This is a genomic window from Cedecea sp. NFIX57, from assembly GCF_900177785.1.
GTDB lineage: Bacteria > Pseudomonadota > Gammaproteobacteria > Enterobacterales > Enterobacteriaceae > Cedecea > Cedecea neteri_C.
Map to the genome: position 1 here is coordinate 116,949 of NZ_FXAS01000006.1, position 12,566 is coordinate 129,514.

Annotated in this window: 14 protein-coding genes; 6 read left to right on the forward strand and 8 right to left on the reverse strand. The window is 55.2% G+C overall.

The genetic code is table 11. The features are described 5' to 3' along the window. The first annotated feature begins 6 nt into the window (after positions 1–6). Positions 7–1,125 (forward strand): S-(hydroxymethyl)glutathione dehydrogenase/class III alcohol dehydrogenase, encoded by a 1,119-nt coding sequence (locus B9Y90_RS06715; RefSeq protein ID WP_085540682.1) that lies wholly within the window; start codon positions 7–9, stop codon positions 1,123–1,125. Between the two features lie 73 nt (positions 1,126–1,198). On the opposite strand, the gene katG is transcribed toward B9Y90_RS06715, so the two are convergent. The 3 genes from katG to B9Y90_RS06730 all read right to left on the reverse strand — a co-directional run bounded on the left by katG (position 1,199) and on the right by B9Y90_RS06730 (position 4,659). Then, on the reverse strand, positions 1,199–3,373 hold the full coding sequence (gene katG, locus B9Y90_RS06720) for a catalase/peroxidase HPI (protein WP_085540683.1): 2,175 nt from the start codon (positions 3,371–3,373) through the stop codon (positions 1,199–1,201). A 264-nt stretch (positions 3,374–3,637) separates the two neighbouring features. Continuing rightward, positions 3,638–4,195, reverse strand: coding sequence for a spermidine N1-acetyltransferase (gene speG / locus B9Y90_RS06725; protein WP_085540684.1), 558 nt, complete (start codon positions 4,193–4,195; stop codon positions 3,638–3,640). 65 nt (positions 4,196–4,260) lie between these two features. Next, the gene (locus tag B9Y90_RS06730; RefSeq protein WP_008459153.1) at positions 4,261–4,659 is read right to left on the reverse strand and encodes a DUF1283 domain-containing protein; all 399 of its coding nucleotides are present in this window, start codon (positions 4,657–4,659) and stop codon (positions 4,261–4,263) included. 103 nt (positions 4,660–4,762) lie between these two features. On the opposite strand from B9Y90_RS06730, the gene B9Y90_RS06735 reads away from it, so the two are divergent. Further along, positions 4,763–5,089, forward strand: coding sequence for a YnfA family protein (locus tag B9Y90_RS06735; protein ID WP_008459149.1), 327 nt, complete (start codon positions 4,763–4,765; stop codon positions 5,087–5,089). A gap of 66 nt (positions 5,090–5,155) precedes the next feature. Here B9Y90_RS06735 and ydfG read toward each other — a convergent pair whose 3' ends face one another. Continuing rightward, the gene (gene ydfG / locus B9Y90_RS06740; protein WP_039302884.1) at positions 5,156–5,905 is read right to left on the reverse strand and encodes a bifunctional NADP-dependent 3-hydroxy acid dehydrogenase/3-hydroxypropionate dehydrogenase YdfG; all 750 of its coding nucleotides are present in this window, start codon (positions 5,903–5,905) and stop codon (positions 5,156–5,158) included. Positions 5,906–6,040: 135 nt separating this feature from the next. On the opposite strand from ydfG, the gene dcp reads away from it, so the two are divergent. After that, positions 6,041–8,089 (forward strand): peptidyl-dipeptidase Dcp, encoded by a 2,049-nt coding sequence (gene dcp, locus B9Y90_RS06745; protein ID WP_085540685.1) that lies wholly within the window; start codon positions 6,041–6,043, stop codon positions 8,087–8,089. Between the two features lie 239 nt (positions 8,090–8,328). Here the strand turns inward: dcp and B9Y90_RS06750 are convergent, their stop codons facing one another. Beyond that, the gene (locus tag B9Y90_RS06750) at positions 8,329–8,997 is read right to left on the reverse strand and encodes an epoxyqueuosine reductase QueH (RefSeq protein ID WP_039302893.1); all 669 of its coding nucleotides are present in this window, start codon (positions 8,995–8,997) and stop codon (positions 8,329–8,331) included. 103 nt (positions 8,998–9,100) lie between these two features. On the opposite strand from B9Y90_RS06750, the gene B9Y90_RS06755 reads away from it, so the two are divergent. Further along, positions 9,101–9,652, forward strand: a complete 552-nt coding sequence (locus B9Y90_RS06755) for an AAA family ATPase (protein WP_085540782.1) — start codon at positions 9,101–9,103, stop codon at positions 9,650–9,652. A gap of 31 nt (positions 9,653–9,683) precedes the next feature. Here B9Y90_RS06755 and B9Y90_RS06760 read toward each other — a convergent pair whose 3' ends face one another. Further along, positions 9,684–10,073, reverse strand: a complete 390-nt coding sequence (locus B9Y90_RS06760) for an acyl-CoA thioesterase (RefSeq protein WP_008459134.1) — start codon at positions 10,071–10,073, stop codon at positions 9,684–9,686. Positions 10,074–10,190: 117 nt separating this feature from the next. Here B9Y90_RS06760 and B9Y90_RS06765 point away from each other — a divergent pair, with 117 nt between their 5' ends. Then, a complete protein-coding gene (locus B9Y90_RS06765; protein WP_008459131.1) occupies positions 10,191–10,379 on the forward strand; it encodes a YdiH family protein in 189 nt (62 codons plus the stop codon). A 56-nt stretch (positions 10,380–10,435) separates the two neighbouring features. Here B9Y90_RS06765 and B9Y90_RS06770 read toward each other — a convergent pair whose 3' ends face one another. Further along, positions 10,436–11,059 (reverse strand): LysE family translocator, encoded by a 624-nt coding sequence (locus B9Y90_RS06770; RefSeq protein ID WP_085540686.1) that lies wholly within the window; start codon positions 11,057–11,059, stop codon positions 10,436–10,438. 80 nt (positions 11,060–11,139) lie between these two features. Next, positions 11,140–12,003: a LysR family transcriptional regulator gene (locus B9Y90_RS06775; RefSeq protein ID WP_085540687.1), complete on the reverse strand. Its 864-nt coding sequence runs from the start codon at positions 12,001–12,003 to the stop codon at positions 11,140–11,142. Between the two features lie 88 nt (positions 12,004–12,091). Here B9Y90_RS06775 and B9Y90_RS06780 point away from each other — a divergent pair, with 88 nt between their 5' ends. Continuing rightward, positions 12,092–12,547, forward strand: a complete 456-nt coding sequence (locus tag B9Y90_RS06780) for a multidrug/biocide efflux PACE transporter (protein WP_085540688.1) — start codon at positions 12,092–12,094, stop codon at positions 12,545–12,547. Positions 12,548–12,566: the final 19 nt, after the last annotated feature.

A 12,566-nucleotide genomic window follows, 5' to 3' on the forward strand; every position in this document is an offset into this window, starting at 1 on the left:
AAAACAATGAAATCACGTGCTGCGGTGGCCTTTGGGCCGGGTAAACCTTTAGAAATTGTTGAAATCGACGTTGCGCCACCGCAAAAAGGTGAAGTGCTGGTGAAAATCACCCACACCGGTGTTTGCCATACCGATGCTTTCACGCTGTCCGGCGATGACCCGGAAGGCGTATTCCCGGCGGTGCTGGGCCACGAAGGCGGCGGCATTGTGGTGGAAGTGGGCGAGGGCGTGACCAGCCTGAAACCGGGCGATCACGTTATTCCGCTCTACACCGCAGAATGTCGCGAGTGTAAGTTCTGTAAATCCGGCAAAACCAACCTCTGCCAGGCCGTTCGCGCCACGCAAGGTAAAGGGCTGATGCCGGATGGCACGACCCGTTTCTCTTACAATGGCGAGCCAATTTATCACTACATGGGCACCAGCACTTTCAGTGAATACACCGTGGTGGCGGAGATCTCTCTGGCTAAGGTCAACCCACAGGCACCACTGGATAAAGTGTGTCTGCTCGGCTGCGGCGTGACCACCGGAATCGGCGCGGTGCACAACACGGCGAAAGTGAAAGAGGGTGATACCGTGGCGGTATTTGGCCTCGGCGGGATCGGCCTGGCGGTGATTCAGGGCGCGGTGCAGGCTAAGGCCGGGCGAATCATTGCCGTTGATACCAACCCGGAGAAATTCACCCTCGCGCGTGAAATGGGCGCTATCGACTGTATTAACCCGAAAGATCACGAGAAGCCGATTCAGGACGTCATTGTTGAGCTGACCGACGGCGGCGTGGATTACAGCTTTGAATGCATCGGCAATGTGAACGTGATGCGTTCCGCGCTGGAATGCTGCCACAAAGGCTGGGGCGAAAGCGTGATTATCGGCGTGGCCGGGGCCGGTCAGGAAATTAAAACTCGTCCATTCCAGCTGGTGACAGGTCGCGTCTGGCGCGGTTCAGCGTTCGGTGGCGTTAAAGGCCGCACTCAGCTGCCGGGCATGGTAGAAGACGCGATGGCGGGCAAAATTAATCTTGATCCGTTCATTACTCACCGTATGCCGCTGGACAAGATTAACGAAGCGTTTGACCTGATGCATGAAGGCAAATCGATTCGTACCGTGATCCATTTCGGCGAAGAGTAAGCCATAAAAAGGGAAGGCATAATGCCTTCCCGTATAACGCTAAATCAGGGGAGGCTAAAGCCTCCCTTTTGTTTTACTGCTGCAGGTCGAAACGGTCGAGATTCATCACCTTCGTCCACGCGGCGATAAAGTCTTTGACGAATTTCTCTTTGGCATCCTGGCTGGCGTAAACTTCCGCCAGGGAGCGCAGTACCGCGTTAGAGCCAAAGACCAGATCGGCACGGGTGCCGGTGTACTTCACTTCCCCGCTGAGGCGATCGCGGCCTTCGAACACTTCGGAACCTGCGTCAGCGGCTGTCCACTCGGTACGCATATCCAGCAGATTGACAAAGAAATCATTCGTCAGCTCACCCGGACGAGAAGTCAGCACGCCATGCTGGCTTTCATCATAGTTAACACCCAGCGCACGCAAGCCACCGATTAAGACTGTCAGCTCAGGTGCGGTCAGCGTCAACTGCTGCGCCTTGTCGATCAGCAACGCTTCGGTTGAGGTGGCGTTCGCAATGCGGCGATAGTTTCTGAAGCCATCGGCGGCCGGTTTAAGCAGCTCGAAAGATTCGATGTCGGTCTGATCCTGAGTGGCGTCCACGCGTCCAGGGGTAAACGGCACCTTGCTGTGGCTGGCTTTCTCAATACCTACCACACCGGCCAATACAATGATGTCCGCAAGTGATGCTTTACCGGATGCCTTTTGAATCGCTTCGAGTACAGGCAGAGCACGGGCCGCCACGGCGTTCACTTCCCAGCCGCGCTGCGGGGCGAGAGCCAGTCGTGCCCCGTTGGCGCCGCCGCGTTTGTCACCGCCGCGGAAGGTAGAGGCTGATGCCCAGGCCACCGAGACCAGCTCGCTGACGGACAGCCCGGAATCGGCAATGGCTTTTTTCAGCGCATCGATATCGGCGCTGGAGGGCGCGTGGGTGGCTTTCGGCAACGGATCCTGCCAAATCAGATCTTCTTTTGGCACTTCCGGGCCGATGTAGCGCGCTTTTGGCCCCATATCGCGGTGCGTCAGTTTATACCAGGCACGGGCGAAGGCTTCGTTGAAGGCCTGCGGATCGTTCAGGAAGCGACGAGAAATTTTCTCGAACTCTGGGTCGAAGCGCAGCGTCAGGTCGGTCACCAGCATCGTTGGTTTGCGTTTTTTGGACGGATCAAACGGGTCAGGAATAATATCCGGGCCGTTGGTCGCCTCAAACTGAATGGCGCCTGCCGGGCTGCGAGTTTGTACCCAGTCGTAGCCGAACAGGTTTTCGAAGAAATAGTTGCTCCACTGGGTTGGCGTTTGTGTCCAGACTACTTCGAGGCCGGAGGTAATGGCATCTGCACCTGCGCCGCTTTTGTAGCTGTTTGCCCAGCCAAGCCCCTGCGCTTCAAGCGGAGCAGCTTCCGGGTCTGCGCCAACGTGGGTGGCGGCTGCAGAACCGTGGGTTTTGCCGAGCGTGTGGCCTCCGGCAATCAGCGCGACAATCTCTTCGTCGTCCATCCCCATGTTGCCGAAGGTGGCGCGAATAGCAGGCGCTGCGGAAAGCGGATCGCCGCTGTGCTCAGGGCCTTCCGGGTTGACGTAAATCAGACCCATTTCGGTTGCACCGAGCGGGGCTTGTGCCAGGGATTCCGGGTGGCGGTGCTCAAGCCACTCTTTCTCTGCCCCCCAGTTTACGTCGAGATCGGGTTCCCAGACGTCTTCACGACCGGCACCAAAACCGAAGGTGCGGAAGCCTGCATTTTCCAGCGCCACGTTGCCGGCGAGAATAATCAGGTCAGCCCAGGAAATCTGCTGGCCATATTTTTGTTTAATGGGCCAAAGCAGGCGGCGGGATTTATCGAGGCTGACGTTATCCGGCCAGGAGTTAAGAGGCGCAAAACGCTGTTGACCGCGTCCGGAGCCACCGCGACCGTCGCGGGAGCGATAGGTACCTGCACTGTGCCATGCCATACGGATAAAGAGACCGATATAGCTGCCCCAGTCGGCAGGCCACCAGGATTGAGAATCCGTTAACAGCGCTTTGATGTCGCCTTTCAGGGCGTAATAATCGAGTTTGCTAAATTCTTTGCGGTAGCTGAAGTTTTCATCCAGCGGGTTGGAGCGGTTGGAGTGTTGATTCAACAGGTCGACGCGCAGCTGGTGCGGCCACCAGTCCTGGTTGCTGGTTCCCTCGCCCGCAATGTCCGTGCTCTGGCCGTGGTTAAATGGGCACTTTCCTGCGCTTGCTGAGGAAGCACCGTGTAAGTCAGTAGAATTGCTCATTTTGCTCTCCGTTATATGTATGCCCGATAACGATAATCTGTACGATCAATAATTAATATCTGGATGGGCCTACGAATTTGATAGCCGTTGCCTTTTAAACGCAAAATTTTACAGCCCTATTATTTTAGTTCTGATTGGGTGGTTTGCAGGAAAAACCCGTCTGATCGTCTGGAAAATAGACGAAGCGGCAAGAAGGTTGGCAGGAGAAGCAGGGGAGAGGCAGATGAACGCACACGCAGGGTGGCATTCATCTGTGAAACGCGGTTACTGAGCCGTCGGCTTCAGCAGGGTTTTTTCCGGGGTTTTCTGCGCCAGGAACTGCTGCTGGAAAATGCACATCCGAATGGCGTCGCGGTACTGGCCGTTAATGAAGAATTCGTGGATCAGCTCGCCTTCCACGATAAAGCCCAGTTTTTTGTAGATATGTACCGCTTTTTCATTCTCTTTATCGACAATCAGGTAAAGCTTGTAGAGATTGAGCACGGTAAAACCGTAATCCATGGCCAGTTTGGCCGCGCGAGAGGCGAGCCCCTTGCCCTGGAACTCTGGCGTAATAATTATCTGGAACTCAGCCCGGCGGTGAATGTGGTCGATTTCGACCAGCTCAACCAGCCCGGCGTTCACGCCGTTGCAGTCGATGGCAAAGCGGCGCTCGCTCTGATCGTGAATATGTTTGTCATACAGGTCAGAAAGCTCCACAAACGCTTCGTAAGGCTCTTCAAACCAGTAGCGCATGACGCTGGCGTTATTGTCCAGTTGGTGGACGAAGCGGAGATCTTCGCGCTCAAGCGGGCGAAGGCGAATAGGCAGTTCGTTACTCATAGCAAATCCTTGCGCTGATGATGGTGAGGCTTCTTGAGCAGAAGCCTCGTTTGGGGCGGGAGCTATTATGGATTAATCGCACGGCCGGTGCGGCGATCCAGGCAGCGCAGGGTGTTCGGCTCCCAGTAGGCGTTTACGTTGGCGCTCTGCTGGCATTTGTCGAAGGTGTCCTGGGCGGCATCTTGTTTGGCCCAGTCTTTGTCCCCGCGCGCCGACTCACGGTCGAACACTTTTTCGTTATGGCGGTTGATCTTCTGGCGCAGGGTACGGGTGTCATTCCACTGCTCTTTTTCTTCCGCTGCGCGCTGGCGGGTCAGGGAGTTTTCCTGACCACCGACGCCGTTCGTTCCGCCCGGAACAACGATCACGTTAGTATCGGCCTGTGTTGGCATAGAAACCATGAATGCAGCTCCCAGCAAGGCTAACGGCATCCATGACAAAGACTTACGAAGGATTGAGTTCATTGAGATTTCCTTTTTAGTTTAATAAAACTAATCATATCATTGGGCTTGATTCGTGCCTAATGCCAGAGTTAGTGGGCATCATTATTACTGAAGAAAAGACAATATGATCAAAACAACACTGCTATTTTTTGCCACCGCGTTGGCGGAGATTATTGGCTGCTTTCTGCCCTGGCTGTGGCTAAAACGCAACGGATCGCCGCTGCTGCTGCTTCCCGCGGCGCTGTCACTGGCGATTTTTGTCTGGCTCCTGACGCTGCATCCAGCGGCCAGCGGGCGGGTCTATGCTGCCTACGGCGGGGTTTATGTTGTGACGGCGCTGCTGTGGCTACGCGTGGTGGACGGTGTGAAACTCAGCGTTTACGACTGGACCGGGGCGGCGATTGCCTTCTGTGGGATGCTTATCATCGTTGCCGGTTGGGGCCGAGCCTGATCGCTACGTAATAAGATGAAAAAACGGGGCTGCAAAGGCCCCGTTTCAGCATGACTTCCGCGACACTTATCCTTCGCGGTGAACACTGAGCCCGGCAAATGTCTGGCTGACCGGCATCATTTCCAGCGTGTTGATATTGACGTGTTTTGGCAACGTCGCCACCCACCAGACGGCCTCGGTAACGTCTTCCGGCGTCAGCGCGTTGGCGTTTTCGTAGGTTTTACCTGCTTTGTCGTCGTCGCCTTTAAAGCGAACGTTGGAAAACTCGGTGCCGCCTACCATGCCTGGTTCGATATCGGTCACGCGAACGGCCGTTTTATGCAGGTCGGTACGCAGGTTCAAGCTGAACTGACGCACAAAGGCTTTGGTCGCCCCGTAGACGTTGCCACCGGCGTAAGGCCAGCTGCCCGCCGTAGAGCCGATGTTAATAATGTGGCCGCGATTGCGTTCGACCATGCCCGGCAGCACGGCGCGAGTCATGTAAACCAGGCCTTTGTTGTTGGTGTCGATCATGTTTTCCCAGTCATCGACGTTGGCTTTATGCGCCGGCTCCATGCCCAGCGCCAGCCCGGCGTTGTTGACCAGGATATCAATCTGTTGCCATTCGGCCGGCAGAGAAGCGAGCGCTTCTTCAATTGCCGCGCGATTGCGTACATCCAGCTGCAGCGTAAACAGGTTGTCACCCAGCTCTTCTTTCAGTTCGAGCAGGCGTTCCTGACGGCGGCCGGTGGCAATAACCTTATGGCCATTTTTAACGAAACGGCGGGTAATGCTTTCACCAAAGCCCGCGGTAGCACCCGTAACCAGTACAATCATCTCTCTGTTCCTCAACGCTTTTGTCCGGCACTACCTTAGCACGCTAACGGGCTTCGGTAATCTTAGTTTTTCTTTTAAGAAACGAGGTTAAATGCGCTATAACTAACCCACATTTCAGGTCACCGGGAGTAGAGGATGTTGCAGAGCAACCCGTTTTTCCAGCCGAGTTTATTGCCTTATCAGGCCCCGCATTTTGATGAGATAATTAACGACCATTACCGACCGGCTTTCGATGAAGGTAAGCGCATCAAGCGTGAAGAAGTTGCCGCCATTGCCGGTAATCCGGCTGAGCCGACGTTTGAAAATACCTACCTCGCGCTGGAGAAAACCGGTGCGATGCTGGGCCGCGTGACCACCATTTTCTACGCCATGACTTCGGCGCACACCAACGATTTCCTCCAGCAGCTTGATGAAGAGTTCTCCACCGAACTGGCTGAACTTGCCGATGAAATTCGCCTTAACGACACCTTATTCGCCCGGCTGAATAGCGTTTATCAGCAGCGCCACGATCTTACCCTGGATGCGGAATCCCTGCGGTTGGTGGAAGTGACCTGGCAGTCATTCAAGCTGGCGGGTGCCACGTTAAGCCAGCAGGATAAAACGCAGCTGAAAGCTCTGAATAAAGAGAGCGCCCAGCTCACCAGCCAGTTCAACAATCGTCTTCATGCGGCGGACAAAGCCGGTGGCCTGGTGGTTGACCACGCTGAGGCGCTTCAGGGCCTGACCAGCGCGGAAATTGCAGCAGCGGCTCAAGCAGCGGCTGACAAAGGCCTTCAGGGGAAATGGCTACTTCCGTTGCTGAATTTCACCCAACAGCCTGCTTTACAAAGCCTGAGCAACCGCGCCACGCGAGAAGCACTCTTTGAGGCTGGCTGGATGCGTTCTCAGCGTAACGATGCGAACGATACCCGCGCCATCGTCGCTCGTCTGGCGACGCTGAGGGCTGCACAAGCTCAGCTTTTGGGCTTTGAAAACTATGCGGCATGGAAAATGGCCGACCAGATGGCGAAAACCCCTGATGCCGCGCTGCGCTTTATGCGGAATATTGTCCCTGCGGCAACCGGGCGCGCACGTCGCGAGCTGAAAGATATTCAGGACGTGATTGATGCCCAAAACGGCGGCTTCCAGGCCACGGCATGGGACTGGCAGTTTTACGCCGAACAGGTGCGTAGCGCGAAGTACGATCTCGATGAAGGGCAGATTAAGCCGTATTTTGAACTGAATGGCGTGCTGACCAACGGCGTATTTTGGGCCGCCAGCCAGCTCTTCGGGCTGCGTTTTGTGGAACGCTTTGATATCCCGACTTACCACCCGGATGTGCGTACCTGGGAGATTTTTGATAACGACGGGCGCGGCATGGCGCTGTTCTACGGTGATTTCTTCGCCCGCGACAGCAAAGGCGGCGGGGCGTGGATGGGGAACTTTGTCGAGCAATCCACTCTGTTTGACGCCATGCCGGTGATCTACAACGTTTGTAACTACACCAAACCGGCCAGCGGCGAGGCGGCATTGATTTCCTGGGACGATGTTATAACGCTGTTCCACGAGTTCGGCCACACGCTGCACGGCCTGTTTGCTACGCAGCGTTATGCGAGTCTTTCGGGGACCAACACGCCGCGAGATTTTGTGGAATTCCCTTCGCAAATTAACGAGCACTGGGCAAGCCAGCCCGAGGTCTTTGCCAATTATGCCCGGCATCATCAGTCCGGCGAGCCAATGCCGGAGTCGCTGCGCAGCAAGTTGTTCCGAGCCGCACAGTTCAACAAAGGCTACGACATGACCGAGCTGCTGGCGGCGGCGCTGCTGGACATGAACTGGCACAGCCTGGCGCCAGACACGGCCATTGAAGACGTGACGCGTTTCGAAGCCGAAGCGCTGGAAAAAGAGCATATCAATCTGGCTGAAGTCCCGCCTCGCTACCGCAGCAGCTATTTTGCCCATATTTTTGGCGGCGGTTACGCGGCGGGGTATTATGCCTACATCTGGACGCAAATGCTGGCGGATGACGGCTATCAGTGGTTTGTGGAGCAGGGCGGACTCAGCGCCGAAAACGGCCAGCGCTTCCGGGAGGCCATTCTTTCGCGGGGCAACAGCAGCGATCTGGAAGCGTTATACCGAGACTGGCGAGGGCACGATCCGCACAGCGAACCGATGCTGAAAAACCGAGGGCTGGCGGAGCAATAACTGTGAAGAAAGCGCTCTCACTAGTGTAGCCGCAGTGAAATCGCACTTAACGCAAACTGCAAAGCCCTGATTTGCGTTAAGTGCCTTAAAAATCAAACAGAATATATCCGTGCAATGTACAAGGTTGCTGGCTATAAATTGCAAACCTGCTCGGGAAAAAGCAGGGTACTTCTGGGTTATTTTGAACGATTACGGGGCCTGATCGATGTCGGCAGGCTCCCGGATTTTCACCTTTCGCTTTACGCTTCCGTTGACTCGTCGTCTTTCCCATAGAAAAGCTTGCCGATTTTAATCATCGGACGGTTATTGGCTTTCCGGTGCAGGTTGGTGTCGCGCAGGGAATAGACACAGCCGCAGTATTCCTGCTGGTAGAACTGTTCGCGCTTGCTGATTTCAATCATGCGCGCGGAGCCGCCCTGTTTGCGCCAGTTGTAATCCCAGTAGCTCATACCTTCATAAGGTGCGGCGGCGCGGTGCCCACAATCGTTAATCTGCTGCATGTTTTTCCAGCGGGAAATACCCAGCGAGCTGCTGATGACATTAAATCCGTGCTCATGCGCGTAAAGTGCGGTACGCTCGAAACGCATATCAAAGCACATGGTGCATCTGACCCCACGCTCCGGCTCCCACTCCATACCTTTCGCACGCTCAAACCAGTTATCGGTATCGTAATCCGCATCCACAAACGGCACGCCGTGCTGTTCCGCAAAGCGAATGTTTTCATCCTTGCGCAGCAAATACTCTTTCTGCGGGTGAATGTTTGGGTTGTAGAAGAACACGGTGTATTCGATACCGGACGCGTGTATAGCCTCCATAACTTCGCCCGAGCAGGGCGCGCAGCAGGAGTGCAGCAGGAGTTTCTTTTCGTTGTTTGGCAGCTGTAAAACTGGCCGGGTAAATTCTTGCATCGCAGGTGATCCTAAATCTTATTCACTTTTTTGCCAGAGGGTAGCAGGAACGGGGGCGAGGAATCACCATAAATCAGTAAAGATACTAATGTTTGGGAGGTTTATGAACAGCATTCAGGTGAAACGCGTGGTGATTACCGGCGGGCCTGGTTCGGGGAAAAGTACCGTGATTAATGCGCTGGAGCGCCGGGGCTTTTACTGTCAGCCGGAGGCCGGGAGGAGCGTTATTCAGCACCAGCAGCAAATTGGCGGTCATGCCTTACCCTGGCTGGATCCTGCGGCATTTGCTGAGCAGATGCTTGGCTGGGATATGCGTTCCTGGCATGGGGCAGACGAAAAACAACGTTATTGTTTCTACGATCGCGGCGTGCCGGACATACTAGGCTATCTCACTCTAATGCAGCTCCCCATTCCGCGACATTTGACGGAGGCTGTTAAACGGTTTCCCTACCATCCTGATATTTTCCTGGCGCCGCCCTGGGAAGTTATTTATGCCAGGGATACAGAAAGAAAGCAGAGCTGGGAAGAGGCGGTACAGACTGCCGAGATTATGGCGGAAACCTACAGCAAACTAGGTTATCGAATCATTACCTTGCCGGCAGGGAGCGTGGAATGGAGAACAGATTTTATCCTCCAGGCGCTGGAGAAGCGTTAGCGAAGAGCGCATTGCCCTTCGCTAATCGACGTTAGAGCTGTTCCAGTGCGTTCAGCACGGCTTCCGGCATGGAAGGGCGGCCATTGGCCAGGCAGGTGGCGACAAACGTCGCTTCGGCATAAACCACGCCGTCAACTTTGATCTGCTGGGCGAAGTTCACGCGGTTGCGTTTCTCATTGCGCTCAAGCTGGCAAGTGACCTCAACGTTGTCGCCTTTCTGCAGGCTCTTACGAAAACGCAGAGAGTACTCCAGCACCATGTAGAGCTTGCCCTGGCGGAACTCTTCCTCGATATCAATGCCCAGCGCCTCGCGCATGTACGCGTGACGCGTCCACTCCATGTAAAACGGATAGTACAGGCCGTCGACTACGCCCTGAAAATCAATATGGCTTTCATCCACTTCATAATGCTTAGAAAACATGTTTCAGTCCTGATGGTGTTAGGTAAGTTAAGCGCCAGAAATCCTGTTCTGGCTGTTTTTTGCACAGCTTATTGGTGGTACAATAGTGTCGATTTCACAACCAAACAGAGGATTACCATGGACACCGAGATAACCCCAACCACCTTAGCGTTTGAATTTCTTCGTCGTGAACAAGAGCAGTTAACCCCCGCACAATTCCTGATCCGCCTGCAGCAGCTCAAGCTGGAGTTTGCCGATCTGCTGGGATTAACCCACCTTGAACTGCGTGAAGAAATTTTCCATGCGCACCGGTTGGGGATTCACTGATCCCTCTCTGTCAGCCGTCGAGCACAAGAGCCACCCCAAGGGTGGCTTTCTGCTTTTTAGCGTGAGAAGAAAATCAGTTTCAGCCCCAAAATCCCCATCACGCCGCCCGCTAAGCGGTCAATCACGGTTTTAAAACGCAGGTAGGCATTGCGCGGTTTCTCTGAAGAAAGCACCAGCGTGACAATCGAATACCATCCCGCATCAATCACAAAGCACAGCACCGGCAGCGCAACGTAGTAAAAGGCCGGGATCTCGCGCGGCAGCAGCGCGGTAAAAATACTGGCAAACACGACGGCGGTTTTCGGGTTGCTCAATTGGGTGAACAGCCCGTCGCGGAAGGTGGCCATCATGCTTTTATCGCTTTTCCCCACGGCGCCCACGTGCAGCGGCTCGCGCGAGTGTTTGATGATCTTATACGCCAGCCACAGCAGATAAAGCCCCCCGGCTATCTTGATCCCGGTATAAGCCACCGGCACCGCCAGCAGAAAAGCCTGCAGACCCAGCAGCGCCATCAGTGAAAACGCCGCCGCCCCGACGCCAGTCCCCAGCGCGGTCACCAGGCCATGCGCGCGGGAACGGGCCACGGCATTCTGTGCGACATAAACAAAACTTGGGCCAGGGCTCATAGCGCCCAGCGTAACGGTAGCGGTAATAGCAAAAAGAGTGGTGATGGCGCTCATCTACGGGATCCTGTTGGTGGGAAAACAGTTTTTTAACCTGAAAGCGATCGGGGTGACAACCGCAAGTGTGTGCCGATTTATTACCGCCGCTCGCGCAGCCGGTCAATCATCCAGCGGCCAGCCGGGCCGGGCGGCGTTTTGTTCGACCAGGCGACATCCACCTCAAGATTTTGCGGCCAGCCTTCCACTTTCAGCGGCTTAAGCACGCCGTGCCCAAACTGGTTAACCAGCCAGCTCGGCAAAATCCCCCAGCCAAAACCCTGTTCCGCCATTTCAAGCAGTAGCAATAAAGACGGGGACGACCAGATGGGGCCGTGCGCGGCGACCTTGCCGGGGCGCACAAAGGTTTTAAGCACCAGCTGCCGCACGGTATGTAGCTCATCCATCCGCACCTCTGTCTGCTTCGCCAGCGGGTGATCGCGATGAATAAAAATGGTCATTTCTGCACCAACCTGAAGGCGAGCGACGGTGATATCCGGCGGGTAACTTTCCTGCACGCGCAGGACGCCGACGTGGGCCCGGCCAATCTGCAGGCTATCAATCACGTCTTCATCTTCGGCAATGATGCATTCAAATTCGATGTCCGGATAACGCTCGGAAAACTGCTGCAGGATCGACTCGTGGTGGGCGGTTTGCCACATGTCGGAAAGCACAAACGTTAAGCGCGGTTCGACGTTGTCCGCCAGCCGGACGGAAACTTCATCCAGCCGCTCGCTGGCGGCAAAAATCGCCTGCACATAGGGCAAAACCCGCTGCCCGTGCGGGGTGAGCGTGGGCTGCCTGGCGTGGCGGTCAAACAGGGTAACGCCGAGATCGGCCTCCAGGTTGGCAATGGCGCTGCTGATGGTGGACTGGCTCTTTTTCAGCTTACGTGCGGCGGCAGAAAAAGAACCCGTTTCAACGGCCTGCAAAAAGGCTTCCAGTGATTCCGGGGAGTAACGCATAAACTATCGCTTTTATCGATGGCTGTTAGCTATATCATATCAATAATTACGATGATAATGGCGACCTTGTGAAAAAGGAGTCATCAAAATGAAATCGCAAAACAACAGAAGCCTGTCTGAGCGCATTGTGCATGCCGTCGGCTTCGAGGCCATCGCCATCGGTATCTGTGCGCCAACCGCCGCCTGGCTGATGAACAAACCGCTGTTCCAGATGGGCGCACTGGCCATCATGCTGTCCACCGTCGCGATGGTATGGAACATTATTTACAACGCCGGGTTTGATAAATTTTACCCGCCGTCACGCAAACGTGGCATGGGGCTGCGCGTTGCCCATGCGCTGGGCTTTGAAGGGGGCTTTATTCTGATTGGCCTGCCGCTCGCGGCGTGGATGCTGAATGTCACGCTGCTTCAAGCGCTAATGGTAGAGATTGGTTTCTTCCTGTTCTTCCTGCCGTACACCGTGGCTTATAACTGGTGCTACGACTGGTTGCGCGCCAAACGTTTTCAGAACGCGGGCAACACAGAGATGAAAAAACAGTCCTGATTTGCAGGATTGTGCAAGC

Excerpts from the sequence above, each read along its gene's own strand:
- B9Y90_RS06715 (WP_085540682.1), top strand. The coding sequence starts at position 7 with ATGAAATCACGTGCTGCGGTGGCCTTTGGGCCGGGTAAACCTTTAGAA.
- katG (WP_085540683.1), bottom strand. The coding sequence starts at position 3,373 with ATGAGCAATTCTACTGACTTACACGGTGCTTCCTCAGCAAGCGCAGGA.
- speG (WP_085540684.1), bottom strand. The coding sequence starts at position 4,195 with ATGAGTAACGAACTGCCTATTCGCCTTCGCCCGCTTGAGCGCGAAGAT.
- B9Y90_RS06730 (WP_008459153.1), bottom strand. The coding sequence starts at position 4,659 with ATGAACTCAATCCTTCGTAAGTCTTTGTCATGGATGCCGTTAGCCTTG.
- B9Y90_RS06735 (WP_008459149.1), top strand. The coding sequence starts at position 4,763 with ATGATCAAAACAACACTGCTATTTTTTGCCACCGCGTTGGCGGAGATT.
- ydfG (WP_039302884.1), bottom strand. The coding sequence starts at position 5,905 with ATGATTGTACTGGTTACGGGTGCTACCGCGGGCTTTGGTGAAAGCATT.
- dcp (WP_085540685.1), top strand. The coding sequence starts at position 6,041 with ATGTTGCAGAGCAACCCGTTTTTCCAGCCGAGTTTATTGCCTTATCAG.
- B9Y90_RS06750 (WP_039302893.1), bottom strand. The coding sequence starts at position 8,997 with ATGCAAGAATTTACCCGGCCAGTTTTACAGCTGCCAAACAACGAAAAG.
- B9Y90_RS06755 (WP_085540782.1), top strand. The coding sequence starts at position 9,101 with ATGAACAGCATTCAGGTGAAACGCGTGGTGATTACCGGCGGGCCTGGT.
- B9Y90_RS06760 (WP_008459134.1), bottom strand. The coding sequence starts at position 10,073 with ATGTTTTCTAAGCATTATGAAGTGGATGAAAGCCATATTGATTTTCAG.
- B9Y90_RS06765 (WP_008459131.1), top strand. The coding sequence starts at position 10,191 with ATGGACACCGAGATAACCCCAACCACCTTAGCGTTTGAATTTCTTCGT.
- B9Y90_RS06770 (WP_085540686.1), bottom strand. The coding sequence starts at position 11,059 with ATGAGCGCCATCACCACTCTTTTTGCTATTACCGCTACCGTTACGCTG.
- B9Y90_RS06775 (WP_085540687.1), bottom strand. The coding sequence starts at position 12,003 with ATGCGTTACTCCCCGGAATCACTGGAAGCCTTTTTGCAGGCCGTTGAA.
- B9Y90_RS06780 (WP_085540688.1), top strand. The coding sequence starts at position 12,092 with ATGAAATCGCAAAACAACAGAAGCCTGTCTGAGCGCATTGTGCATGCC.